Origin of the sequence: Roseibium sp. SCP15 (assembly GCF_040329435.1) — a bacterium.
Lineage (GTDB): Bacteria > Pseudomonadota > Alphaproteobacteria > Rhizobiales > Stappiaceae > Roseibium.
The window spans coordinates 1,265,667-1,291,309 of sequence record NZ_JBDZYI010000001.1 but is presented as its reverse complement, the minus strand read 5'-3'; the positions used below and the strand labels follow the sequence as shown (position 1 = coordinate 1,291,309).

At 55.0% G+C, this 25,643-nt stretch carries 24 protein-coding genes; 17 read left to right on the top strand and 7 right to left on the bottom strand.

Going from position 1 to position 25,643, the window contains the following annotated elements:
• The first annotated feature begins 1 nt into the window (after window position 1).
• Window positions 2-3,487: a transcription-repair coupling factor gene (gene mfd, locus ABLO27_RS05820; protein ID WP_353031210.1), complete on the top strand. Its 3,486-nt coding sequence runs from the start codon at window positions 2-4 to the stop codon at window positions 3,485-3,487.
• A 10-nt stretch (window positions 3,488-3,497) separates the two neighbouring features.
• Here mfd and ABLO27_RS05815 read toward each other — a convergent pair whose 3' ends face one another.
• Complete coding sequence (locus ABLO27_RS05815; RefSeq protein ID WP_353031209.1) at window positions 3,498-4,154, bottom strand: protein-L-isoaspartate(D-aspartate) O-methyltransferase; 657 nt, start codon at window positions 4,152-4,154, stop codon at window positions 3,498-3,500.
• A 124-nt stretch (window positions 4,155-4,278) separates the two neighbouring features.
• On the opposite strand from ABLO27_RS05815, the gene ABLO27_RS05810 reads away from it, so the two are divergent.
• From ABLO27_RS05810 to ABLO27_RS05760, 11 genes are all read left to right on the top strand, one after another.
• The gene (locus ABLO27_RS05810) at window positions 4,279-4,620 is read left to right on the top strand and encodes an FtsB family cell division protein (protein ID WP_353031208.1); all 342 of its coding nucleotides are present in this window, start codon (window positions 4,279-4,281) and stop codon (window positions 4,618-4,620) included.
• Between the two features lie 174 nt (window positions 4,621-4,794).
• Window positions 4,795-5,844, top strand: coding sequence for a pyruvate dehydrogenase (acetyl-transferring) E1 component subunit alpha (pdhA, locus tag ABLO27_RS05805; protein WP_353031206.1), 1,050 nt, complete (start codon window positions 4,795-4,797; stop codon window positions 5,842-5,844).
• Window positions 5,845-5,858: 14 nt separating this feature from the next.
• Window positions 5,859-7,244: a pyruvate dehydrogenase complex E1 component subunit beta gene (locus ABLO27_RS05800; RefSeq protein ID WP_353031204.1), complete on the top strand. Its 1,386-nt coding sequence runs from the start codon at window positions 5,859-5,861 to the stop codon at window positions 7,242-7,244.
• Window positions 7,245-7,260: 16 nt separating this feature from the next.
• Window positions 7,261-8,589, top strand: a complete 1,329-nt coding sequence (locus ABLO27_RS05795) for a pyruvate dehydrogenase complex dihydrolipoamide acetyltransferase (protein ID WP_353031202.1) — start codon at window positions 7,261-7,263, stop codon at window positions 8,587-8,589.
• 72 nt (window positions 8,590-8,661) lie between these two features.
• Window positions 8,662-10,104 carry a dihydrolipoyl dehydrogenase gene (gene lpdA, locus ABLO27_RS05790; RefSeq protein WP_353031200.1) on the top strand — a complete coding sequence of 481 codons (1,443 nt, stop codon included), beginning with the start codon at window positions 8,662-8,664 and terminating at the stop codon, window positions 10,102-10,104.
• An 87-nt stretch (window positions 10,105-10,191) separates the two neighbouring features.
• Window positions 10,192-10,440, top strand: a complete 249-nt coding sequence (locus ABLO27_RS05785) for a GlsB/YeaQ/YmgE family stress response membrane protein (RefSeq protein WP_353031198.1) — start codon at window positions 10,192-10,194, stop codon at window positions 10,438-10,440.
• A 123-nt stretch (window positions 10,441-10,563) separates the two neighbouring features.
• Entirely contained in the window at window positions 10,564-10,890 is a 327-nt protein-coding gene (locus ABLO27_RS05780; RefSeq protein WP_353031197.1) for an A1S_2505 family phage non-structural protein, read from the top strand.
• A gap of 42 nt (window positions 10,891-10,932) precedes the next feature.
• Window positions 10,933-11,172 (top strand): GlsB/YeaQ/YmgE family stress response membrane protein, encoded by a 240-nt coding sequence (locus tag ABLO27_RS05775; RefSeq protein WP_353031195.1) that lies wholly within the window; start codon window positions 10,933-10,935, stop codon window positions 11,170-11,172.
• 26 nt (window positions 11,173-11,198) lie between these two features.
• Window positions 11,199-11,987 carry a thioesterase family protein gene (locus ABLO27_RS05770; RefSeq protein ID WP_353031193.1) on the top strand — a complete coding sequence of 263 codons (789 nt, stop codon included), beginning with the start codon at window positions 11,199-11,201 and terminating at the stop codon, window positions 11,985-11,987.
• A 57-nt stretch (window positions 11,988-12,044) separates the two neighbouring features.
• Window positions 12,045-13,019 (top strand): lipoyl synthase, encoded by a 975-nt coding sequence (gene lipA, locus ABLO27_RS05765; protein WP_353031191.1) that lies wholly within the window; start codon window positions 12,045-12,047, stop codon window positions 13,017-13,019.
• 40 nt (window positions 13,020-13,059) lie between these two features.
• The gene (locus tag ABLO27_RS05760; RefSeq protein ID WP_353031189.1) at window positions 13,060-13,512 is read left to right on the top strand and encodes a type II toxin-antitoxin system RatA family toxin; all 453 of its coding nucleotides are present in this window, start codon (window positions 13,060-13,062) and stop codon (window positions 13,510-13,512) included.
• Between the two features lie 15 nt (window positions 13,513-13,527).
• Here ABLO27_RS05760 and ABLO27_RS05755 read toward each other — a convergent pair whose 3' ends face one another.
• The 5 genes from ABLO27_RS05755 to ABLO27_RS05735 form a co-directional block, all read right to left on the bottom strand.
• Window positions 13,528-13,962: a hypothetical protein gene (locus tag ABLO27_RS05755; protein WP_353031187.1), complete on the bottom strand. Its 435-nt coding sequence runs from the start codon at window positions 13,960-13,962 to the stop codon at window positions 13,528-13,530.
• A 97-nt stretch (window positions 13,963-14,059) separates the two neighbouring features.
• Entirely contained in the window at window positions 14,060-14,536 is a 477-nt protein-coding gene (locus tag ABLO27_RS05750) for a hypothetical protein (RefSeq protein WP_353031186.1), read from the bottom strand.
• A gap of 166 nt (window positions 14,537-14,702) precedes the next feature.
• Window positions 14,703-15,170 carry a hypothetical protein gene (locus ABLO27_RS05745; protein ID WP_353031184.1) on the bottom strand — a complete coding sequence of 156 codons (468 nt, stop codon included), beginning with the start codon at window positions 15,168-15,170 and terminating at the stop codon, window positions 14,703-14,705.
• Window positions 15,171-15,255: 85 nt separating this feature from the next.
• Complete coding sequence (locus ABLO27_RS05740) at window positions 15,256-15,780, bottom strand: CinA family protein (protein ID WP_353031182.1); 525 nt, start codon at window positions 15,778-15,780, stop codon at window positions 15,256-15,258.
• 8 nt (window positions 15,781-15,788) lie between these two features.
• On the bottom strand, window positions 15,789-17,042 hold the full coding sequence (locus ABLO27_RS05735) for a bifunctional 2-C-methyl-D-erythritol 4-phosphate cytidylyltransferase/2-C-methyl-D-erythritol 2,4-cyclodiphosphate synthase (RefSeq protein ID WP_353031180.1): 1,254 nt from the start codon (window positions 17,040-17,042) through the stop codon (window positions 15,789-15,791).
• 169 nt (window positions 17,043-17,211) lie between these two features.
• Between ABLO27_RS05735 and dusB the strand changes: the two genes are divergently transcribed.
• From dusB to ntrC, 3 genes are read left to right on the top strand one after another with little or no spacing between them, the layout of a single operon-like run.
• Entirely contained in the window at window positions 17,212-18,219 is a 1,008-nt protein-coding gene (gene dusB, locus ABLO27_RS05730) for a tRNA dihydrouridine synthase DusB (RefSeq protein WP_417714752.1), read from the top strand.
• Window positions 18,183-19,367 (top strand): two-component system sensor histidine kinase NtrB, encoded by a 1,185-nt coding sequence (locus ABLO27_RS05725; RefSeq protein ID WP_353031176.1) that lies wholly within the window; start codon window positions 18,183-18,185, stop codon window positions 19,365-19,367. The genes dusB and ABLO27_RS05725 overlap by 37 nt, the downstream gene beginning before the upstream one ends.
• Before the next feature lie 2 nt (window positions 19,368-19,369).
• Window positions 19,370-20,809, top strand: a complete 1,440-nt coding sequence (gene ntrC / locus ABLO27_RS05720; protein WP_353031174.1) for a nitrogen regulation protein NR(I) — start codon at window positions 19,370-19,372, stop codon at window positions 20,807-20,809.
• A 45-nt stretch (window positions 20,810-20,854) separates the two neighbouring features.
• Here the strand turns inward: ntrC and ABLO27_RS05715 are convergent, their stop codons facing one another.
• On the bottom strand, window positions 20,855-21,640 hold the full coding sequence (locus tag ABLO27_RS05715; RefSeq protein ID WP_353031172.1) for an ATP-grasp domain-containing protein: 786 nt from the start codon (window positions 21,638-21,640) through the stop codon (window positions 20,855-20,857).
• A 356-nt stretch (window positions 21,641-21,996) separates the two neighbouring features.
• On the opposite strand from ABLO27_RS05715, the gene ABLO27_RS05710 reads away from it, so the two are divergent.
• Together ABLO27_RS05710 and ABLO27_RS05705 are read left to right on the top strand one after the other, a co-directional pair.
• The gene (locus tag ABLO27_RS05710) at window positions 21,997-24,261 is read left to right on the top strand and encodes a sensor histidine kinase NtrY-like (protein ID WP_353031170.1); all 2,265 of its coding nucleotides are present in this window, start codon (window positions 21,997-21,999) and stop codon (window positions 24,259-24,261) included.
• Window positions 24,251-25,618 carry a sigma-54-dependent transcriptional regulator gene (locus ABLO27_RS05705; protein ID WP_353031168.1) on the top strand — a complete coding sequence of 456 codons (1,368 nt, stop codon included), beginning with the start codon at window positions 24,251-24,253 and terminating at the stop codon, window positions 25,616-25,618. The genes ABLO27_RS05710 and ABLO27_RS05705 overlap by 11 nt, the downstream gene beginning before the upstream one ends.
• The last annotated feature ends 25 nt before the right edge of the window (window positions 25,619-25,643 follow it).

Genomic DNA, 25,643 nt, shown 5'->3' with positions numbered 1-25,643 from the left:
TGTGTTTGACAGCCTGCTGAATGACCGAGCCAACGTAACGCTGGCCGGAGTACCTGACGGTGCCGAAAGCTATGCTCTTGCAAAGCTTCTGAAGGAAACCGATGCTTCGGGCTTGGCGCTTGTGTTTGTCGCCCGAGATGCGACGCGTATGGCGATGATAAGCGAAGCACTTTCGTTTTTCGATCCGGAAATCGAGATACTGCAGCTGCCTGCCTGGGACTGTCTTCCATATGATCGAGTTTCTCCGAATTCTGCGATAAGCGCGCGCCGGCTGCTGGCGCTCGGCCAGCTCGCACGAGGCATTCCCGACGGTCGTAAAACGGTCCTGTTGACCACTTTGAATGCAGCCGTTCAGCGCCTGCCGGAACGGTCATTCATGGCCGAGCAAACCTTTTCCATGGCACCAGGAAATCAAGTGGACATGACCGCCATTTCCAACTGGCTGGAAATGAACGGTTTTTCACGAACTCCCACCGTTCGGGAAACCGGAGAATATGCAGTAAGGGGCGGTATCGTCGATCTTTACGCTCCGGGTTCAGAGGAACCGGTGAGGCTGGATTTCTTCGGCGATACTCTTGAATCAATCCGCTCCTTCAATGCCGAAACGCAGCGAACGTCCAAACAGTTGAAACGGCTTGATCTTGTGCCGATGAGCGAGGTCGTTCTGTCCGAAGAGGCAATTTCACGTTTCCGCAGATCTTATCTTGCGACATTTGGAGCAGCCAGCCGCGAAGATGTGCTTTACCAGTCGATCAGCGACGGTCGGCGCTATGCCGGAATGGAACATTGGCTGCCGTTGTTTCACGAGCGGCTCGAGACACTGTTCGACTATATCGGCGAGACACCTTTGGTGCTGGATACCAGTGCGGCGGATGCGGTGCGTGAGCGGGTTGACCAAATCAACGAGCACTACAAGGCTCGCCAGGATGCGCGAGAAATGGGAACGAGTGCGGGCACTGTTCCCTACATGCCCGTTGAACCGGAAAAACTCTATTTTTCCGAAAGCGAATGGACCACGGCGATTGCCGACAGGGCCAGCGCATCTCTTGACGCCTTTACGCCGCCGCCGGGAACCGGCAAGACAGTCATTGAACTTGAAGGTCGGCAAGGACGGAGCTTTGCAGCGGAACGAGCAGCTGGCGATGTCAATATTTTTGACGCGCTTACAGCCCATGTACGTGAACTTCAAAAGAACGGAAAGCGGACTGTAATTGCTTGCTGGTCCGATGGATCCCGCGACCGTTTGGGCCAGATTATCAGCGATCACGGCCTCGGTGCAGTTCAGGAAGTCGACACTCTAAAGGATGTCGAGGGACTACCGGCCAAGACGACCGCACTTTGCGTGCTGGGCATAGAACACGGGTTCGAGGTCGCTGATCTCGCCTTCATCGGTGAACAGGACATTCTGGGCGACCGCCTGGTGCGCAAGTCCCGGCGAAAGGCCAAAGGTGCCAATGTCATTACCGAGGCAACGGGGCTTTCCGAAGGAGACCTCGTTGTTCACGTCGAACATGGTATCGGGCGTTTCATCGGTTTGAAGACAATCGAGGCCGTCGGGGCTCCTCATGATTGTCTGGAGCTGCAATATGCCGGTGGAGACAAGCTTTATCTGCCGGTGGAAAACATCGAACTTTTGTCACGCTACGGTTCTGAGGATCAGGAAGCTCAGCTCGACAAACTTGGCGGTGGCGCATGGCAGGCAAGGAAGGCGAAGCTCAAGAAGCGGATCCTGGAGATTGCCGACGGGCTGATCAAGACCGCCGCGGAGAGGGCGCTCAAGACCGCTCCTGTGGTGGATACACCAGACGGCGTCTATGACGAGTTCGCCACGCGTTTTCCCTATGAGGAAACGGATGACCAGCTGACCGCGATTGATTCCGTCTTTGAAGATCTTTCATCTGGACGCCCGATGGATCGCCTTGTGTGTGGGGACGTTGGATTCGGCAAAACGGAAGTGGCGCTGCGGGCGGCGTTTATCGCTGCCATGTCGGGCCGCCAGGTGGCCGTCGTGGTTCCGACAACGCTTCTGGCACGCCAACACTACAAGACCTTTTCCGAGCGATTTCATGGGTTGCCGATCAATGTTGCACATGCCTCCAGGCTTGTGCCCACGCGTCAGTTGACACAAACAAAGAAGGGTATTGCCGACGGTTCCGTAGATATCGTCGTGGGAACGCATGCTCTGCTCGGCAAGTCTGTCCAGTTCAGGGACCTCGGGCTGCTGATTATCGACGAGGAACAGCATTTCGGCGTCAAGCACAAGGAACGGCTTAAAGAGCTGAAGTCGGACGTTCACGTGCTCACATTGTCGGCAACGCCAATCCCGCGGACCCTGCAGCTGGCATTGACCGGTGTGCGGGAACTTTCGTTGATTGCGACACCCCCGGTGGACCGCCTGGCTGTGCGTACATTCGTCTCGCCATTCGATCCGCTGGTCGTGCGCGAAGCGTTGCTTCGGGAACATTATCGTGGTGGCCAGAGCTTCTACGTCTGTCCGCGCCTCTCTGATTTGGCAGAACGAAAAGAGTTCCTCGAAGAGAGCGTGCCGGAGCTGAAGGTTGCGGTTGCCCACGGGCAAATGCCCCCGGGTGAGCTGGAAGATGTTATGAATGCCTTCTACGAAGGCAAATACAACGTTCTGCTTTCAACCACGATAGTCGAATCGGGACTTGATATCCCGACAGCGAATACCCTGATTGTGCACCGGGCAGATATGTTCGGCCTGGCGCAGCTCTATCAGCTCCGCGGTCGTGTCGGCCGTTCAAAGACCCGTGCTTATGCATTGTTTACAGTGCCGGCCAACAAGATTTTGACGCAGACGGCAGAGCGGCGCCTGAAGGTGCTTCAGTCACTTGAGACGCTTGGTGCCGGTTTCCAACTGGCCAGCCACGATCTGGATATTCGCGGGGCAGGGAACCTGCTCGGCGAGGAGCAATCCGGTCACATCAAGGAAGTCGGGTTCGAGCTCTATCAGCAGATGCTGGAAGAAGCTGTTGCGCAGTTGAAGGATGGCGGTGTCGACCTGGGTGAAGAACAGTGGTCGCCGCAGATCAATATCGGTACGCCAGTTCTGATCCCTGAAGACTACGTCGCCGATCTGCAACTGCGTCTGCAGCTCTATCGCCGATTGGGAGATGTCACCGAGGCAGAAGAAATCGATGCGTTCGGGGCGGAACTGATTGACCGGTTCGGACCATTGCCTGAGGAAGTCCAGCATCTTCTCAAGATCGTCTACATCAAGGGACTTTGCCGCAAGGCCAATGTTGAAAAGGTGGATGCCGGTCCGAAGGGTATGGTCGTCAGTTTCCGCAACTCCGAGTTTTCCAATCCGGCCGGCCTTGTCTCCTACATTGCCGAACAAGGTGTTCTTGCCAAAATCCGTCCGGACCAGCGGGTCGTGTTGACGCGTGACTGGGAGAAAACCGATTCGCGGCTGAAGGGAACGGCGACGATCCTGACAAAGCTGGCGCGTCTGGCGGCAGCTTGAGGCGATGGGTCTAGGTTGGGTCTGCCCAACCTTCCTTGCCAACCAGTGGAACGAAGGCGACCCCGCCGAGATTTTCGGACTGGAAATCATTGTCGGATAATCGCCGTATCCGGATCAGGTCCTGGTAGTGGTGATTTCGACCCACAGGGATGATCAGCCTGCCACCTGTCTTGAGCTGTGCTTGGAGAGTTTTAGGTGTAGCCGGGGCTCCGGCTGCAACGGCTATGGCGTCATAGGGTGCCTTTCTGGAATAACCGAGACTGCCATCTGAGCAACGAACGTCTACGCGCGAGTAGCCAGCGCCTTTCAGGTTGGTGTTCGCAAGATCGGCCAGTTCCGGTATGCGCTCTATGGTGATGACATGGTGGCAGAGTTCCGACATCACGGCCGCGGCGTAACCAGAGCCGCTACCGATCTCAAGACACTCGCTGTCTTCGGTCAGTTCCAGTGCCTCGCACATCAGGGCGACTATGTAAGGTTGGGAGATTGTCTGACCCAGCCCAATCGCGAGGGGGCAGTCCCAATAAGAGCGGGTTTCCTGATTTCTGGAAACGAAAAGATGCCGTGGAACCTTGCGCATTGCATCAAGCACACGATCATCCTTTATCCCGCGGCTTTGCAGTTGCCGCTGGACCATTTCCTCCCGTTCGGCAGCATACCGGTCCATCTGTGGAACTCCGGTTGTGGACACTATTTGCGCGCATTTGAGGGGCATTCTCAAGACTCTATTAAACCTAAGGCCTCATAGTATTGCGACAAAGAGGCCAAGAGTTCAGTGTTAAGGTCCTAAAGTGCCACGAGCAGCTACCCGTCAGCGAAAGCAATCCTTTCTCCGTCGACTGATTACGCCGGCAATTGCCATTGCCGCGCTCGGTTACTTCGGATTTCATGCCATGAGCGGTGAGCTCGGCATGGTTGGGCGTGCCATGATTGAGCGGCAGGTTTCCGAGCTTGAAGCAGAGCTGGAACAACTGGTGGCTGAACGTCAGGAACTGGTTGGCCGGGTCAGTTTGTTGCGCCCCGAAAGCCTCGATCCTGACATGCTTGATGAGCGCGCAAGGCTCAATCTCAATCTGGTTCACTCTGATGAGCTGGTAGTGCTTCGCCCGGGGCACCGTTATGACGTGAACTGAATTTCAGTTCATTTAGTCGAATTAACAATATTTAAGTTAAAAACTAAATTTACCTGTAGATTTATGTGCTTACTGCAGTTCTGCTATGCGAAATACATGGATTGGATTGACAGGGGCGACAGGATAAGTTGCTCCTACCTGTCTTAGGGGAAACGTCACGCTGAGAAGAGGGTTATGGCCGCAGCAAGAAAGACCACTTCCGCTAGCTCGAAGAGCACCAGCCGGACCCGCAGCTCCGCCAAGAAGGCCGGGCCTGCGATCGCCAAGTTCAACAAGGACCAAGAATTTCACGCATACCGCGAAATGCTTCTGATCCGCCGATTTGAAGAAAAAGCCGGACAATTGTACGGCATGGGCTTCATCGGTGGGTTCTGTCATTTGTATATCGGGCAGGAAGCTGTCGTCGTCGGTATGCAGATGGCCAAGAAGGACGGCGATCAGATGATCACCGGCTACCGCGATCACGGCCACATGCTGGCGATGGATCTCGACCCGAAAGGCGTGATGGCGGAGCTCACAGGGCGCCGCGGCGGCTTGTCGAAAGGCAAGGGCGGCTCCATGCACATGTTCTCCAAGGAAAAACATTTCTATGGTGGCCACGGTATCGTGGGCGCTCAGGTTTCTCTTGGTACCGGCTTGGGATTTGCCAACAAGTACCGTGAGAACGGAAATGTCGCGATGGCCTTCTTCGGCGATGGCGCTTCCAACCAGGGCCAGGTTTATGAAAGCTTCAACATGGCCGAGCTTTGGAAGCTCCCGGTCGTGTATGTGATCGAAAACAACAAATACGGTATGGGCACCAGCATCGCCCGTGCATCTGCGACCACCGATCTTTCCCAACGCGGTGCTTCCTTCGGCATTCCGGGTGAGCAGGTCGACGGCATGGATGTGCGTGCCGTCAAGGCCGCCTCCGAGAAGGCTCTGAAATGGTGCCGGGACGGCAAGGGTCCCTACATCCTTGAAATGATCACCTACCGCTATCGCGGTCACTCCATGTCCGACCCGGCAAAATACCGCTCCAAGGACGAAGTTCAGAAAATGCGTACCGAGCACGACCCGATCGAGCAGGTTCGCAAGCGTCTCCTGGACAATGCTTGGGCGTCTGAAGATGACCTGAAGGCCATCGACAAGGACGTTCGCGCCAAAGTCGCGGAAGCGGCGGAATTTGCTCAGACCGATCCGGAACCGGATGCGTCTGAACTTTACACCGATATTTTGCTTTAACGCCGGGGGATATCATGCCGATCGACATTTTGATGCCGGCGCTCTCGCCGACAATGGAAGAAGGTAAGCTTTCAAAATGGGTGAAAGCCGAAGGCGATACCGTTTCCGCAGGCGATGTGATCGCCGAAATTGAAACTGACAAGGCAACCATGGAAGTCGAAGCGGTCGATGAAGGTACGCTCGGCAAGATTCTGGTTCCCGAAGGCACAGACAACGTCAAGGTCAACGAGAAGATTGCCGTTCTTCTGGCTGATGGCGAAGATGCCAGCGCAATTGACGCTGCAGCTTCTGCTCCCGCAGCTGCGCCAGCTCCGGCGGTTGCCGAAGCTCCGAGTACTCCGGCTGCGCCAACCGCACCGGCAGCCCCGGTTGTCGCTGAGCCTGTTGAAGATCCGGAAGTGCCTGCCGGCACTGCCATGAAGTCCTCAACGGTGCGTGAAGCGCTTCGCGACGCCATGGCTGAAGAGATGCGCCGTGACGCCGACGTCTTCGTTATGGGTGAGGAAGTTGCCGAGTACCAGGGTGCTTACAAGATCACGCAGGGCCTTCTGGATGAATTCAGCGCCAAGCGCGTTATCGATACGCCGATCACCGAACACGGTTTTGCCGGTCTAGGTGTTGGTGCTGCAATGGCCGGTCTTAAGCCGATCGTTGAGTTCATGACCTTCAACTTCGCCATGCAGGCGATGGATCACATCATCAACTCCGCCGCAAAGACGCTTTACATGTCGGGCGGCCAGATGGGTGCACCGATCGTATTCCGCGGTCCGAACGGCGCGGCTGCTCGCGTGGCAGCTCAGCACTCGCAGGATTACGCCTCCTGGTTTGCGCATGTGCCGGGCCTGAAAGTGATCCAGCCTTATTCGGCTGCGGACGCAAAGGGCCTTCTGAAGGCGGCGATCCGCGACCCGAACCCTGTTATCTTCCTGGAAAACGAGATCCTTTACGGGCACTCTTTCGATATTCCGGATATGGATGACTTCGTTCTGCCGATTGGCAAGGCGAAAGTGGAACGCGGTGGCACTGATGTCACGCTTGTGTCTTGGGGCATAGGCATGACCTACACCATGAAGGCGGCGGAAGAGCTTGCCGAAATGGGCATTTCCGCCGAGGTCATCAATCTTCGCACAATCCGTCCGCTCGACATCGAAACGGTTCTGGCGTCCGTACGCAAGACCGGCCGTGTCGTAACGGTTGAAGAAGCCTTCCCGACGTGTTCGGTCTCTTCCGAGATTGCCTTCCAGGTACAGGAACAGGCATTTGACTATCTCGATGCTCCGATCCTGCGGGTAACAGGCAAGGATGTTCCGATGCCGTATGCTGCAAATCTGGAGAAACTCGCTCTGCCGAGCGTTCCGGAGGTCATCGAAGCTGTCAAAGCAGTGACCTACACAGCCTAAGGCGAGGGAGACGGACATGCCAATTAATATCACCATGCCGGCCCTTTCTCCGACCATGGAAGAGGGCAACCTGGCCAAATGGCTGGTCAAGGAAGGCGATCAGGTTTCCGCCGGCGATGTGATTGCCGAGATTGAAACCGACAAGGCAACGATGGAAGTCGAAGCCGTTGACGAAGGTAAGGTCGGCAAGATTGTCGTTCCTGCCGGCACCGAAGGTGTCAAGGTCAACGCACTGATTGCCGTTCTTCTGGAAGACGGTGAGGATGCGAGCGCGATCGACACCAGCGCGGGTGCTGCTCCTGCAGCCCCTGCGGCGGCCGAGGCGCCAGCCGCCACTGCTGCTGCTCCGGCACCAGCACCGGCAGCGCCGGCTCCTGCGGGTCCGGCTCCGGTTTCCAACGACGGATCGCGTATTTTTGCTTCGCCGCTCGCGCGTCGCCTGGCACAGCTGAATGGTCTTGATCTGAAAGCCCTTTCAGGTACCGGACCTCACGGTCGTATTGTCAAGCGTGACATCGAAAGCGCGTTGGCTGCCGGAACCGGCAAGGCTGCTCCTGCTGCCGAAGCTCCGAAAGCTGCTGCAGCAGCTGCTCCGGCAACCGGACCGTCCGCCGATCAGGTTCTGAAGCTGTTCGACGAAGACAGCTACGAACTCGTGCCGCATGACGGTATGCGCAAGACCATTGCCAAGCGCCTGACCGAGTCCAAGCAGACCATCCCGCACTTCTACGTTTCAGTAGATTGCGAGCTCGACGCGCTTCTGGCATTGCGTGCCCAGCTGAATGGTGCAGCTGCGACCGACAAGGACGGCAAACCGGCTTACAAGCTGTCGGTCAACGACATGACAATCAAGGCGCTGGCTTTGGCACTGCGTGACGTTCCGGATGCAAATGTATCCTGGACGGACGACAACATGGTTATGCACAAACATGCCGATGTTGGTGTTGCCGTGTCGATCCCAGGCGGTCTGATCACTCCGATCATCCGCCGCGCCGAGGAAAAGCCTCTCTCAGTCATTTCCAATGAAATGAAGGACTACGGCAAGCGCTCGAAAGAGCGCAAGCTGAAGCCTGAAGAGTATCAGGGCGGAACCACTGCGGTCTCCAACATGGGCATGATGGGCGTGAAGAGTTTCTCGGCCGTCGTGAACCCGCCGCACGCGACCATTCTGGCGGTTGGTGCCGGCGAAAAACGGCCTGTTGTCAAGGACGGCGAGCTTGCGGTTGCTACGGTCATGACCGTAACGCTTTCCACCGACCACCGCTGCGTGGACGGTGCGCTTGGCGCGGAACTGCTCGCAGCCTTCAAGGGCTACATCGAAAACCCGATGAGCATGCTTGTTTAAGGCAGGCTCTCCGGCGCGGTGGCAACGCCGCGCCGTTTTCGACTGATGACTTCTTTCGCCGGGGAAAAAACCATGGCTGACACCAATTACGACGTAATCATTATCGGTTCCGGGCCGGGTGGTTACGTTACCGCAATCCGCGCCGCACAGCTTGGCCTGAAAACGGCTATTGTCGAGCGCGAACATATGGGCGGCATCTGCCTCAACTGGGGCTGTATTCCGACAAAGGCGCTTTTGCGTTCCGCCGAGATCTACCACTACATGCAGCATGCCAAGGATTATGGGCTGTCTGCCGAGAAGATCTCCTTCGATCCCGCTGCTGTGGTCAAGCGTTCTCGGGGCGTATCCGGTCAGTTGAATGCCGGTATCGGCTTCCTGATGAAAAAGAACAAGGTCGACGTCATTTGGGGTGAAGGCAGGGTCACCAAGGTGGGGGAAGTCACCGTTTCCAAGACTGCAAAGAAGGCGATGGAGCCGCAGCACCCGCTTCCGAAAGGAACCAAGGGTGAGGGCGTCTACAAAGCCAAACACATTATTCTGGCGACCGGCGCACGTCCTCGTGTCATCCCGGGTATCGAGCCGGATGGCAAGGACATCTGGACGTATTTCGAAGCCATGGTTCCACCAACCATGCCGAAGTCCCTGATCGTGATGGGGTCGGGCGCAATCGGCATTGAGTTTGCGTCTTTCTACAAGACGATGGGTGCGGACGTTACCGTCATTGAAATGATGCCGAACATCATGCCGGTCGAAGATCCGGAAATCTCCGGCATGGCCAAGAAGATGATGGAAAAGCAGGGGATGAAGTTCCTGCTTGATGCCAAGGTCTCACAGGTCAAGAAGGGTCCTGGCGGCGTTACCGCGACCGTTGAGACCAAGGATGGCAAGAAACAGGACCTGACGGCAGAGAAACTGATTTCAGCTGTCGGTGTTGTCGGCAACATCGAAAACCTGGGCCTTGAAGCGCTCGGCGTGAAAACAGACCGTGGGTGTGTTGTGATCGATGGGTATGGCCGAACCAACGTACCGGGCGTCTATGCTATTGGCGATGTTGCCGGTCCTCCAATGCTGGCGCACAAGGCTGAGCATGAAGGTGTGATCTGCGTAGAAAAAATCGCGGGCAAGGACGTCCATCCAATGGACAAGTCCATGATCCCGGGATGTACCTATTGTAATCCTCAGGTTGCTTCTGTGGGTCTCACCGAGCCGAAGGCAAAGGAAGCCGGATATGACGTCAAGGTCGGCCGGTTCCCTTTCATCGGCAACGGCAAGGCAATCGCGCTCGGCGAGCCTGACGGCATGATCAAGACGATCTTTGATGCCAAGACCGGTCAGCTTCTTGGAGCCCATATGGTCGGTGCTGAGGTGACAGAACTCATTCAGGGTTATGTGGTTGCCATGAACCTGGAAACCACGGAAGAAGATCTGATGCATACGGTCTTCCCGCATCCGACTCTTTCCGAAATGATGAAGGAATCGGTTCTGGATGCGTATGGTCGTGCTTTGAACATGTAGGCATTCTTGTCAGTATTGACTGGACCCGGGCGGCATTTGCGGTAACGTGATGCCGCCTTTTGTTTTGGCGCAGGGGAGCATGGAATCATGGATGCAAAGTCAATTTTGATCTGGATCGCGATCGGTATTCTTGCCGGTTGGCTCGCGAGTATTGTTGTCGGCGGTGGCGGCCTGATCCGCTATCTGATCACAGGTTTGATCGGAGCGTTTGTCGGTGGGTTCATTTTCAAGGTCGCCGGGATCAATCTCAATCTTGGTAATGCCTACGTCAATGAGATTGTCGTGGCGGCAATTGGAGCAATTGTTGTTGTCCTGATTGCCCGTTTACTGGCTTGAGCTCAAAAGAAACGATTTTTGACACCAGGTAAATTGCGCTCGCATAAATGGTTGCGAGCGCATTTTGATTTGTCCAAATCTTTCCCACATTGAACGCAGCAGAGTATTGGAAAGTTTGACGGAATGGCCATAATCGTTTTCGGGTCCAACCGGGCTGGACGACACGGTAAGGTGGCTGCGCTCTATGCGAAAAAGAACTTTGGTGCGGAGCAGGGTGTCGGCGAGCGGTCAACCAGGCAAGCATATGCCATCCCGACCAAGGGTATGAAACTGGAACTGCTGGATTGGCCTGAAATCGAACCGGCTATCGAAAGGTTCAAATGCTATGCAAAGGACAATCCAGGTGAGACCTTTCACCTGACGCCGGTTGGTACAGGCCTGGCGGGGCACTCCAAGGAAAAATTGCTGCACACGTTGAAGCGCATCGGTGTACCGAACAATTTTTTCTGACAGCGTCTTGGATCAAAAATTGAAAGAAGAAAGATTGAAGAAATGGGTTTGATCATTTCCATAATTATCGGTCTTATCGCGGGCGCTGTTGCCCACCGGGTGCTTAACAGCCGGGGAGGGTTTCTGGGTAATCTAGTCGTTGGCCTGATCGGAGCCCTTATTGGCGGTAAACTCGCCGAAATGTTCCGGCTTCAGGTGACGGGCGGCATTCTCGATCAACTTGTATTGGCTACCGTCGGAGCGATTCTTTTCCTGTTCATCTGGCGGAAAATCCGGAGCTGACGGGGGCGTTGCACCGGGGAGAGAGAATGTCGGGAAAGTCTTCACAAATGCGGTTGGCAACCTACGGCACACTTGCGCCCGGTCGGCCAAATCATCATCAAGTGGCGCATCTCAAGGGACGCTGGATTTCAGGTGTGGTCAAAGGGCACCTCTTGCGGGCCGGCTGGGGTGCAAGTCTGGGCTTCCCTGGACTGGTCCTCGACGATAACGGACAAAGCATCGAAGTCGATATTCTTGAGTCCAGCGATTTACCGCAACATTGGGAGCGCCTGGACGAATTTGAAGGCGAAGGGTATTCCCGGGTCGAGACAGTGGTCGCGACTGAACACGGCACCCTTTCAGTGTCGATCTATGTGTTGTCCGACAAGACACAGGGGAAACCTGGTGCTCCGAAACAAGTTGCTGTCGATGCGTTCCCGCTCAAGACCTCCGACAAGCTCCGCTATGCCGATACGGACAGGCAAGGGCACGTCAACAACGCGGTATTCGCGACGTTTCTGGAATCCGGACGCGTAGAAGTTCTTTATCAGGAGGAGTTGGCGGACAGGGGTGCGGCATTTGTTATTGCGCGGCTGGAACTTGATTTCCTGTCTGAAGTGTCTTGGCCTGGAAGTGTGGAAATCGGCACGGCAGTTCTCGAAGTCGGCAGGAGTTCATTCAAGCTGTTCCAGAAAGTTTATCAAGATGGTGTCGCCGTCGCCAAAGCCGTCACGGTCATTGTTCAGATGAACGAAGAGACCAGAAAGTCACAACCGTTGAGTGAAAAGGCAAGAAACCGGCTTTCCGAGCTGATCAGATCTGCACTGGACACATAGCTGCACCTTGCGCTTTATGGCTTGACCTTTAAAGGGAATAACGACAGTTAAGGGCCCATGGTTACGATCGTCGACAAGCTAAATCGCCCGCAGCAAAAATCCGACGCGCGCCCGCGCCATCCGGAGAAGGCTCATCGTCCCGATAATCCAATCCAGCGCAAGCCGAAATGGATTCGCGTCAAGGCGCCAACCTCGCCGGTTTATCGTGAAACCAAGGAGCTGGTTCGCGACAAGAACCTGGTGACCGTATGCGAGGAAGCAGGCTGTCCGAACATTGGTGAGTGCTGGTCCAAGAAACATGCAAGTTTCATGATCCTGGGTGACACCTGCACGCGCGCATGTGCCTTTTGCAATGTACGCACGGGCATGCCGGGTCCAATTGATCCCAAAGAGGCTCAAGGGGTCGCAGATGCTGTTGCTGCCATGGGGCTCGAGCATGTTGTGATCACCTCGGTTGACCGTGACGATCTTGATGATGGTGGTGCCCGGCACTTCGCCGATGTCATCAATGCGATCAGAGCGACATCGCCGACCACTACGATCGAAGTGCTGACACCTGATTTTCTGCGCAAGGATGGCGCATTGGAAATCGTGGTTGAAGCCAGACCCGACGTTTTCAATCACAACCTTGAAACGGTTCCTTCCAAGTATCTGACTGTGCGGCCGGGAGCTCGTTACTTCCATTCGATCCGCCTTTTACAGAAGGTGAAGGAACTTGATCCGGAAATGTTCACCAAGTCCGGTATTATGGTTGGCTTGGGCGAAGTGCGTAATGAAGTGCTTCAGCTGATGGACGACTTGAGGGCCGCGGATGTTGATTTCCTGACGGTCGGTCAATACCTGCAGCCGTCCAAGAAGCACCATCCGGTCATGTCTTTTGTCACTCCGGAAGAGTTCAAGGGATATGAGCGTATTGCATATGCCAAGGGTTTCCTGAAGGTATCGGCGAGCCCGTTGACGCGCTCGTCGCACCACGCAGGCGAAGATTTTGCGGATTTGAAAGCGGCCAGAAAATCCAGACTTGGTCACTGACGAAAACGATATTTAACCGGAACAGGATCAGATTAACTGCATGCCCAGTTTTTCCTCTGTCCATGAAGTCAAGCACAATGCGGAAGACATGTTCCGCCTTGTCGCCGACGTTGAGCAGTATCCAAAGTTCGTACCACTTTGCCAGGATCTTCATGTGCGCGGTCGCAAGGAGCTGGAAGACGGGCGAACGGTGCTGGTCGCCGACATGACTGTCGCCTACAAGCTTTTCAAGGAAACATTCACCAGCAGGGTGGAACTGAGACCCGATGAGCGGACGATTCTGGTTGAATATCTCGATGGACCTTTCAAGCATCTTGAAAACAAATGGACCTTTGAGGAAGTAAGCGAGAGTTCCTGCTCTGTCGGCTTTTACATTTCCTACGAGTTCCGCAGCCGCACGCTTGGCTCCCTGATGGGCGTCATGTTCGACAAGGCGTTCCGGAAATTTTCCAGCGCGTTTGAAGCACGGGCCGATCAGGTCTACGGGACCTAATCGTCTTCGATCTCTTTATTTGAACTGCTTGAACGCGTCGCGAATGGTCTGGATGCGGCTGGATTTCATGTCGAGTGGTTCGTTTCGTTGCCTTATCTTCTCGACTTCCTTGGGTTTCAGTCCCAGGTCATCGAGGGTGGCAAATGCATTATTGTCCGCACACACGACCCTGCGGCTAGAGCCCTTGTTCTCTTCCAGAATAAGTGTGCGACCAGCTGCATTCTGTTCTTCGGTCCAGATAACCGTGTTTGAAGAAACAAAGAATGTCCGATCGCAGTAGCGGGCCTCATAATAGCCGTCTTCGGGAGAGGTCAGGATCTCGTGGAAACCTGTAAAGGTGCCGTTTGAGTACTGGGAGCGGATATAGAAGTCACCCTGGGCAAGGGATGAGCTCGTGAGAGCCAGGACGCCGATCGCAGATGCCGTCAGGCACGCCAAAGAGCGCTTCATGACCATATTCCTTATGCTACGCGTTCTAGCTACCCAGCCTCTTTTGAAATTACATTGTCTTGCTTACCCAAGCCTTACTATGGCTTGGCGGTGTTTATTACTTTGAATGGAATGATTGGGCGGCGTCATCACCGCTGCCTGGCCGAAAGGATTCACGGATTGCTGCAAATCGATTGACCCGTTGAACGGAAGCCCCGTCGTTTTGGACAACCACCCTGGGATCCTCCGAAACTCCGAGATCCTTCAACGAAACCTGTTCCTCAGGATGGTTGCAGATTGGCCGCCAGCCTTTGCCCCAATTGTATTCAACCCGCACAGCGAAATCCTGTTCGACTTCAAGCTGTGTCCAGGCGACAGTGGCGTACCGGACCCAATAGGATCGCCCGCAGTACTGAACTTCCACCAAGCCGTCGGCTCTTCGGTTGTAGATCCTGTGTGAGCCTCGAAACACCCGATTGCCATCTCTCGAGATGATGTAGGTATCGCCGGCTTGCGGGAGTTCACTGCCCGCAAACGCGTCTGTTGATGCTAAGACAATTGTACTCGCAGCGATGAGCAAGTTTTGGACTGACATATCCTGGTTCCCGGCCGCGAAATCATTTCACGGTTTTTTCTGGCCAGCTGATGTTCTAACGCTTGTTTTTGTAAAATGTATTTTTGCTGGCAGTGGTGTTTTATTAAAAGCTTATGTTTTTCTGTTTCTCCAGTAGGGGGAGTGGCAGTACACTCTCAGTCTTTTGTCATCGAGTGTGAAAACTGCTGTTGGCGTTCTTTGTTCCCTTGGCCTGAAAGACCGCCCCAATTGCCGACAAACGACTCTTGGGGGCTTCTTCATCATCTGCTCCCGAGAGAATGTCTTCCGCGCTCATCGTAATGCCAAGGTCGAGCAACGTGACCTGACTTTCGGGTTCAAGGCAGATTGGACGCCAGCCCTTGCCGAAATTGTACTCAATGCGCACCGTGTTTCCTCGTTCGCTTTCAAGTTGCGTCCAGGCAACTGACTGTGCGCGAACGAAGTAGTTGCGATCGCAATAAGAGACCTCCGAGAGACCGTTGGACCGATCCACGAACAATTTGTGGCTACCAACAAAGACGCCGGCGTTGTCACGGGAAATCAGATAAAAATCGCCGGGCTGAGGAATTGTGCCCGCATTCGCTGATCCGCCCGTCAACATCAGGGCGATCAGAAGCGCTGAGAATGTCTTCATGTAGATACTGGCATTCCGTTTAGGTCAATGTATCCTCTCTATACTGTTGACCGATTGCGAAACCCAGTTCGAAGTCGAAGGAGCGTTAATGACCGCTTACTTCAGAAAGAGCATTTAGAATTGAGGTGAATGCGGTCTGCACGGTTTCCAATCGAATGGCTTGCCGACTTTGGTCACCGAAACTGCAATGTTTGTGTTCGGTTTTCCGATGTGTACAGGCGATAGCCAAATGAACCGTGCCCACCGGTTTTTCAGCACTTCCTCCACCAGGGCCGGCAATTCCGGTGACGGAAACCGCGATTTCTGCGTTGGAGCGGGCGAGAGCGCCTTCTGCCATTGCGATTGCGACTTCTCTGCTGACGGCACCAACGCCCTGAATAAGTTCGGGAGACACGCCAAGAAGCTCAGATTTGGCTTCGTTTGAATAGGTGACAAACCCGCGATCGACCACTGCCGAGGAGCCGGATATTTCAGTCAACGCGCCGCAGATGAGGCCGCCTGTGCAAGATTCTGCTGTGGCAACCATCATTCCCTTGGACTTCAGTTTTTCAATAACGAGTGCGGCCAAGGGGGCAAGATCGTCGAAACTTTGCGGGGACTTTTCGTTCATGGATTGGTTCATTCGTCTTCTGGAAGTGGCAGGCGAACAGTCACGGTGGCAAGAGTGGCAATCCCTTCCTTGCGGCCGGTGAATCCCAGTCTTTCCGATGTGGTTGCCTTTACGGAGACCCTGGATTCCAGGATATCGCAAATTTGGGCGATCGACTTTCGAATCCGGTCGCGGTGTGGACCGATCTTGGGCTCCTCGCACACGATGGTGACGTCGATGTGAGCGATACGTCCGCCCAGGTCAGTAACTCGGCGCATAGCGTCTTGCTGGAAACGGTCAGAGGACGCGCCTTTCCATTGCTGGTCACTGGGAGGAAAATGCTGACCGATGTCTCCGTCGCCGATAGCTCCAAGCGTTGCATCCGTAATAGCATGCAGGACGACGTCAGCGTCCGAGTGTCCCTTTAGTTTTCGAGAATGTGGAATTTCGGCTCCGCCCAGAATAACCGTTTCTCCTTCATCAAAGGCATGTACGTCGTAACCGATGCCGGTTCTGATGTCGTGGAGTTGCGATAGCGGTGTTTTTACGGATGTGAAATCAGACATACCTTGGATCTTAGCCTGTTGTTCGGCGCGTTTCAGGTCGGCCATTGTTGTTATTTTGAAGTTTACCGGATCCCCGTCGCACAGCTGAATGGTCATGCTGTCCCATTCGGCGAGACTTGTGTCATCCGTGAAGTCATGCCTGTGCTGACTTGCGGCTCTTTCGTGAGCGTCGAGTATGCGTTCGAGCGGAAAAGCCTGAGGGGTCTGCGCAGCCCAGAAGCCGGCTCGGTCGACCGTTGCCAGCGGTTTGCCGTCGCCTTGAGACTTTTTCAAAGTGTCGACTACCTGAGATGCAGCAAGGGCTCCGTCTGCGCCAGAGTCGAGTGAAGACAATAATCTGTCGACTATATCGGTGGTCACGAAAGGGCGAGCTGCGTCATGGATAAGTACGTAGTCGCAGTTTGTACCAGCCAACGCCCGCAATCCCTCTACAACAGATTTTTGGCGCGTATCGCCGCCAAAAACTTCTGTGTGCAGCTTTTTTGCACAACTTCCAGAAAGAGAAGCAACAGCATCGCGATAGAGAGCCATATCATCTGGGTGAATCACGGTGACGATGCTGGAAATCCGGGGATGCTTAGCAAGAGCGTTCAGTGTATGTGTCAGCACCGGTTGTCCGGCCAACAAGCGGTATTGCTTGGGCTGCTTGTTGTCAGGACCAGACAGTCGAGTGCCGCGACCCGCTGCAACAACCAGGGCTGCCGCCGTTTTCGCCATGAACAATGAACTCCTAGATACCTGCGCCAATTCTCGTTGCTGTTGGTCTTTAGCGAAGAAGTTGTCCAGTCCGCAAATTTAGACTTGTTGCATTGCGGAATATGTCTACAATATAGGCAGATTACAAAATGCACATCCATTGAGCAGGCAAGAGAGTCTTGTGTCTCCGCTGAAGAATAAAATTTCAATCGGGCAGCAAGCCCTGACCAATCCAGCAGTCTTGGCGCCCATGTCCGGTGTGACTGATCTGCCGTTTCGGCGGCTCGCGGCGCGTTTCGGCGCAGGCATGGTCGTAAGCGAGATGGTTGCCAGCGAGTCTTTCGTCAAAGGTGATGCTGAAACACAGATGCGTGCCGAGGCGCAGGACAAGGGGTTGCATGTTGTGCAGCTTGCAGGGCGCGAGGCACGATGGATGGGGGAGGCCGCAAAGGTAATTGCGGGTCTCGGTGCGGACATTATTGATATCAACATGGGCTGTCCGGCAAAGAAGGTTACGTCCGGCTACTCCGGTTCTGCGTTGATGCGGGATCTTGACCACGCGCTCACCCTGATTGAAGCAACTGTTGCCGCGGTTGATGTGCCGGTGACCTTGAAAATGCGTCTCGGTTGGGACGACAAATCGCTGAACGCACCCGAACTTGCCAGAAGGGCTGAGGACGCAGGCGTGCAGCTGATAACGGTTCACGGCCGTACCCGTTGCCAGTTTTACAAAGGGACAGCCGATTGGCAGGCGATTTCTCGCGTCAAGGACGTCATATCCGTGCCGCTGATTGCAAACGGCGATTGCAAGGGTGTTGAGGATGCACAGCGTATGCTTGCGGCCTCTGGTGCTGATGGCGTGATGATCGGGAGAGGGGCGTACGGAAAGCCATGGTTGCCTGGTCATGTTGGGCACTTTCTGGTGACGGGAGAGGCGTTGAGTGCACCTTATGGCCAGGAGCTGGCTGAGCTCGTCGCGGAGCACTATGAAGCCATTCTTGAGCACTATGGTGAGATGGCAGGCGTACGGATCGCGCGCAAACACCTCGGCTGGTACATGGATGTAGCCAGTGCCGACGCTGCGCCGGAGCATTCCGAGGCGATCAAAAAGACGCTCATGACCTCGAGGAACCCATCCGAGGTTCTTCGGCTCGCGACGGAATGGTTTTCTTCTTCAAACGAACGGACAGCTGCGTGACGGACCACGATTCCGCGACAGGCCGAACGGCCGCGCTTGCCAGCGATGGCCCTGCAATTCTGGATGCGCTTCCGCACCCTGTGCTTCTTGTCGCTCCTGACGGTGTGATTGAATCAGCGAACATGGCTGCCGAGATCTTCATGCGTTCAAGCGTTTCGGTCCTTCGCCGTCACCCGATCAGCGATTTTGTGCCTTTCGGAAGTCCGCTTCTCACCCTGATTGAGCAAGTGCGCGAACGGGCCGCTCCTGTAAACGAATACAAGGTGGATATCGGCTCACCGAGGATTGGGGCGCCGCGAGTGGTTGACATCAACGCCGCCCCTGTTTCTGACAGACCCGGTGCTGTTGTGTTGATGTTCCAGGAGCGCACGATGGCTGAAAAAATCGACCGTCAGCTGACTTCCAGAGGGGCCGCGCGTACCGTTACCGGACTTGCGGCGATGCTCGCCCACGAAATCAAAAACCCGCTATCTGGAATTCGAGGTGCGGGGCAGTTGCTGGAGCAATCCGTTCCGAGTGAAGACAGAGCCCTGACCCGGTTGATAATGGATGAAACCGACCGCATCGTTAAATTGGTCGACCGGATGGAGGTGTTCTCCGATGAGCGGCCAATCGAACGTGAACCCGTCAACATCCACATTGTTCTGGATCACGTAAAGCGCTTGTCCGACAGCGGTTTTGCGCGCGGAAAACGTATTGTCGAGATCTATGATCCGTCTTTGCCGCCGGTGTTTGCCAACAAGGACCAGCTCATTCAGGTATTCCTGAATCTCGTGAAGAACGCCAGCGAGGCAATCGGAGATGATCCGGATGGCGAAATCCGCATATCGACCGCGTTCAGGCCTGGCGTGAGATTGTCCGTCCCGGGGACGGATGAGCGGGTCAGCCTCCCACTTGAATTCTGCGTTGAAGACAACGGTCCGGGCGTGCCTGACGATCTGATGCCGCACCTGTTCGAGCCATTCATCACCACCAAGACCAATGGCTCGGGACTGGGACTGGCGCTTGTTGCAAAAATCATTGGCGATCATGGCGGTGTCATCGAATGTGACAGCCGGCGCCAAAAAACTGTTTTCCGCATCCTGATGCCTGCTTTTACAGGCGGTGACGAAGTGCAAATCGACGGGACGAGAAAGGGAATCCTTTGACCATGCCGACAGGTACAATTCTCGTAGCGGACGATGATGCAGCGATCCGCACCGTTCTCAACCAGGCACTTTCACGGGCCGGTTACACAGTCCGCCTGACGTCGAATGCATCAACGTTGTGGCGTTGGGTGTCGTCTGGAGACGGTGATCTGGTGATTACCGACGTGGTGATGCCGGACGAGAACATATTCGACGTTCTGCCGCGAATGAAAAAGATGCGGCCGGATCTTCCCGTTCTTGTCATGAGTGCGCAGAACACCTTCATGACGGCGATCAAGGCTTCCGAGAAGGGGGCATATGAATACCTGCCGAAACCCTTCGACCTGAAAGAACTGACGAGTATTGTTCAACGTGCGCTTGAGGAGCCCAAGAAGCGACCGGCGCTCGACCTTGAAGATGCAGGCGAGGGGATGCCGCTCGTCGGACGCTCACCTGCCATGCAGGAGATCTATCGCGTTCTTGCCAGGTTGATGCAGACTGACCTCACGGTCATGATCAATGGCGAGTCCGGAACCGGTAAGGAACTGGTTGCGCGCGCGCTTCACGACTACGGAAAGAGGCGGAATGGACCGTTTGTCGCCATCAACATGGCGGCAATCCCCCGTGACTTGATCGAAGCAGAGCTGTTCGGCCACGAGAAGGGTGCCTTTACAGGTGCCCAGAACAGAAGTTCTGGCCGGTTTGAACAGGCTGATGGTGGAACGTTGTTTCTGGACGAAATCGGCGACATGCCGATGGAAGCGCAAACGCGTTTGCTGCGTGTTCTGCAGCAGGGTGAATACACGACCGTTGGCGGACGTACACCGATCAAGACGGATGTGCGCATCATTGCGGCCACAAACAAGGATTTGCGCCACCTGATCAATCAGGGGCTGTTCCGAGAAGACTTGTATTTCCGCCTGAATGTGGTGCCGATCCGATTGCCACCGCTGCGCGAGCGCGTAGAAGACATTCCCGATCTTGTTCGGCACTTCTTCTCAATGGTTGAAAAAGAGGGATTGCCTGCCAAGCAGATTGACCAGGGTGCCCTCAATCTGCTGCGGCGATACCGGTGGCCTGGCAATGTCAGGGAACTCGAAAACCTGGTTCGTCGGCTCGCCGCGCTCTATCCGCAGGATGTCATTACAGAACTGCTTCTGGAGAATGAACTCAATCAGCCGACTGTTGCGCAGATAGAGGAAGAGGCAGCTGAGAACATAAATCTCGGCGGATCGGTGGAACGGTATCTCTCCGGCTATTTCGACACATTTGGAGAAGCGCTGCCGCCACCCGGCCTTTATCACCGAATCTTGCGGGAAGTGGAATATCCGTTGATCAGTGCCGCCTTGGCAGCTACACGTGGGAACCAGATCAAAGCTGCAGAGCTTCTGGGCGTAAATCGCAATACGTTGCGCAAGAAGATCCGGGATCTGGATATTCAGGTGATGCGTTCGGCCAGGTAAGTTCTTGGCCGCACGTATGACAAAATTGAGAGTTCCTAAGCCTGGCTAGTTTGTTTCCAGCTTTTCGATTGCCTTCACAAGCTCTGTCGTATCTGCAGCATAGAACCCGGCGGCATTGATGCAGTTTGTTTCCAGCAGCCTCAATCCGTCGGCAGTCCTGCAGATGTCCATTACGTAGGCCGGTGAGTAGTCAGGGTTCAGTTGAACCATCTGTCGAGCAAACTCAAGCGCGTCATCGTCGATTTCAGACCGGTACACAACGCGGCTGCCTTCCTTGTAAAGGGAATAGGTGACGATCGTCTGGTTAACGATCCAGACCCGCCATTCTTTCAAAATTGAAACTGGTTCGGTCAGCATTAACATCGTGTCGTGACGAAGCGATCCTCTGGGAATGTCGTCCTCTTTGAGAGCAAGGACACGCTCTGCCATTCTGACGATGTCACTTGCTGATTTGACATTGCCAGGCTCTTCCTTGCTGTCATCTACCGGGCGGAGAAACCATTCCCTTTCATTGGTTTCGAGTTTCTCCGGGATATCACGCAGCAAAATAATGAGGGCTCCTGGTCCGTTCAGAAGGTAGGGGTGCCAAGGCTCTTCATTGATGAATGGGGTGATTTTGAAGACGCCTGGGTGAAGTTTCTTCTTTGCCGCGTACCTCCAAAGAGTATAGGCGCCGAACATTACGACCGAGTTGGGGTTTTCGATGTGGGGCGCAGGCAAAAGGTCTCCAACAAAGGGAACAACTTTGTGAAGCGTGAAGGGAATCTCGAGCCGTTCAAGCGCATCGGCAAGTTTGGCAGTGTCCTCAAATTCCTGCAGTATCCATTGCATTTTCTTTTGAACCTGGTTCGAAATTCGGCTTGTGACTCGTGACTGCCAGCGCCGCTTAACGCATGTTGTGTCAAGGAGCGGGATTAGCTTCAGAACTTAATTCGCGCAATAGGAGTGTCTTGCCTCGATTCTCGTTTAGCCAATGAGGCGCCGCTGATTGTGCGATACAATCAGTGGTTCTACGAAGATATTTGCTCGCCGGAATGTGCTGTGTTTGCCAGCGATTTCCGCTCGTCCACCACAAAATTTCAGTCGATCTGAAGTCTGTCGCAATTTCGCAACATTGTGTGATAAGTTTGCCTCAAACTTTTTGATAGGCCAGCCCAAGCAACGAGACGCTGGCATTTTGAGGCTGAATGATACTGGAAACTGTACAGCAATCCGTGGCGCAATCGAGTTCTTCCGGTCGGCTATGGCGCAGGGTGGGGCTGGCGATCATGGTCGTCGCGCTGGTCTCGATTGCAGTGACCTTTGCAATCCTCATGGGGTTGACGTCCATTGATCCGACACGTGAGGTCATCATGACCGCGATGACGATCAATGGGGCACTCGCAGCTGTCCTTCTTGGCGTCATTTCTCTTGAGATCTACAAACTTTGGCAGGCCAGGCGGCGAGGACGTGCAGCTGCGCGACTTCATGTCCGTGTTGTGGCTCTGTTCAGCCTTGTCGCAGCCGTACCGGCCGTTTTGATGGCTATTCTTGCTGCGGTAACGCTTGATCGTGGTCTCGACCGGTGGTTTGAGGATCGCACAAGACAGATTATCGATAATGCATTGACCGTGGCTCAGGCCTACCTGCAGGAGCATGCAAGAGTTCTGCGCGGCGATCTTATCGCCATGACAAACGATATCGATCGCGCCAAGGCTGTCTATGAATTCGAACCGTCCCGGTTCGACCAGTTCTTTGCAACCCAGGTCTCACTGCGCGGTATTCTTGGTGCGTTCATCCTCAATGGCAACGGCGATGTGGTTACGCGGGTCATACTGGATCCCAACGCCGAAATACCGCTTCCGCCGGCGGATAGTTTTTTCAAAGCAAAATCCGGGGATCCGATCCTGATTGCGCCCGGAAGTTCCAATATTGTCGGCGGGATCATGAAGCTGTCGGCCTATGATGATTTCTATCTCTATGCCGTGCGCGCCATCGACCCGCGGGTGGTTGAATATCTGCGCCTGGCGGAAACCGGGGCCTCGCAATACCAACAGATGGAGAACAGCCGCTTTGGCGTTCAAGTGGCGTTTGCGCTGGTTTATCTTGGTGTTGCTTTGGTGCTTTTGCTGTCGGCCATCTGGATTGGCTTCGGCTTTGCGAACCGTCTTGTGTCACCCATCAGAACTCTCATTTCAGCAGCAGACGAAGTTGCGAAGGGAAATCTTGCTGTAAAGGTCAAAACCGAAAAGTCCGGCGGCGATCTCGCCAATCTGGGGACTACCTTCAACAAGATGACAGGTCAGTTGCTTGGCCAACGGGACGCCCTGCTTGCTGCCAACGAACAGATTGATCGACGCAGACGGTTCAATGAGGCCGTTCTCTCTGGCGTTTCTACTGGCGTTATCGGTGTGGATGACGAAGCATCCATCATGCTGATCAATCTTTCGGCGCTGGAGTTGCTGCAACTGGATGAAGTCCAGATTCTGAACAAGCCTCTTGTCGAAGTCGTGCCTGAACTTCAAGAGTGTATTTCCGACGCGCTCAAGAACGACAATGAACGGCTGCCGGAAACTCAGATTGAAATCACGCGCGGCGGCCGGTTGCGCACCATCAATGTTCGAATTACCAGCGAGCAGTCCACCCGCCGGGAACACGGTTTCGTGGTAACGCTTGACGACATCACGGATCTTGTGTCGGCTCAGCGAAATTCCGCCTGGGCCGATGTTGCACGGCGCATCGCGCATGAAATCAAGAATCCGCTGACGCCGATCCAGCTTTCAGCAGAGCGCATTCGCCGCAGATACGGAAAGCGGATTCAGGAAGACCGTGAGGTTTTCGATCAATGTATTGACACAATCGTCCGTCAGGTCGGTGACATCGGACAGATGGTCGATGAATTCTCTTCCTTCGCGCGTATGCGCAAGCCGACGAAGTCTCTTGGCGATCTGCGTGAGGCGGTCCGTGATGCCGCCTTCATGCAATCGGTCGCCAACCCTGAAATCAGCGTTACCGCAGAAGTTCCCGAAACGGCGGTGAAGGCGGTGTTTGACGCCCGGTTGGTCGGTCAGGCGTTGACCAATGTGGTCAAGAACGCAACCGAAGCGGTGGCCGCAAGAAGCGGAGACGATTTGCCAAAAGGCAGGGTCACTGTGCGCCTGCACAACGGCGGTGAAGATGGGGCCGGTCGTGTCGTGATCGACGTGATTGATAACGGCATTGGCCTGCCTGAGGAAAATCGCAGCAGATTGCTCGAGCCCTACATGACGACGCGGGAGAAGGGGACAGGCCTCGGTCTCGCAATTGTACGCAAAATCCTGGAAGACCACGGGGGCGGTATCGAATTGCTCGACGCCCCTAAATCAAACCCTGATGATACGGGAACCCTGGTTCGATTGACATTGGCTGCCCATGCCGATGCCGAAGAGGATACCGATCAACAAGACCAAGCAGTGACTAGCCATGGCGCATGACATTCTTGTCGTAGATGACGAAACCGATATTCGCGAGATGATCGCCGGTATTCTGGATGACGATGGATACGGAACCAGAACAGCCCATGATTCAGACAGCGCACTTGCTGCCGTCAAAGAGAGAAAGCCTTCCCTTGTCGTCCTGGATATCTGGCTTCAGGGGAGCCGCCTTGACGGACTCGCGCTTCTGGATGTGCTCAAGGAAACCGACCCGGATCTGCCGGTAGTTATCATCTCGGGTCACGGCAACATCGAGACAGCTGTCTCTGCCATCAAGCGTGGCGCTTATGATTACATCGAAAAGCCGTTCAAGGCTGACCGGTTGATCCTGATCGTCGAGCGCGCTCTGGAAGCTTCCAGTCTCAAGCGGGAGATCCGTGATCTCAAGCAACGAAGCGGGGAAACCAGCGACATTATTGGAGGGTCTTCCGCCGCTCATAACCTGCGGCAGACCATCCAGAAGATCGCGGGGACGAATAGCCGGATTTTGATTGTCGGCCCTTCCGGCGCGGGCAAGGAACGTGCGGCCCGAATGATCCATGACATGTCTCCGCGCGCAAAAAGCCCGTTTGTCGTTTTGAATGCGGCAACGATAACGCCCTCGCGCATGGAAGAAGAACTCTTCGGCATCGAGGACGAGAACGGAAACCTGAGGAAAATCGGAGCGCTGGAGGAAGCTCACGGCGGCACTCTTTATCTTGATGAAGTGGCTGACATGCCCGCTGAAACGCAAGGCAAGATCCTGCGGGTTCTGGTGGAGCAGAGTTTCTCTCGCGTTGGTGGCACGCAGAAAGTCCAGGTGGATATTCGCATCCTGTCGTCGACATCGAAGAACCTTGAAGAACACATCGCCTCAGGCCTTTTCCGGCAAGACCTTTACCACCGCCTGAGCGTCGTGCCGTTGAGGGTTCCCGGGCTTGCGGAGCGCCGCGAGGACATTCCGGTTCTGGTGCATCATTTCATGGAACAGATTTCAGCAGCGTCCGGTATTCCGCTCCGCCCGATTGGCGATGATGCGATGGCCGTTCTCCAGACACACGATTGGCCGGGGAATGTGCGTCAGCTCAGAAACAATGTGGAACGGCTCCTGATTCTCAGCCGGGGCGATCCGGACAGCACGATTACGGCGGACCTTTTGCCAGCGGAAATCGGAGAAACTCTGCCGAATTTGCCGACGTCGGGCACCGGCGAGCATCTCATGTCGGTACCTCTGCGTGAAGCCAGGGAAATCTTCGAACGTGAATATCTTCAGGCTCAGATCAAGAGATTTGACGGCAACATCTCGCGAACAGCGGAATTTGTCGGTATGGAAAGGTCTGCGCTGCACCGCAAGTTGAAAACACTGGGCATGACCTGAGGTCGGTGCGGTCTGGGACTGAATA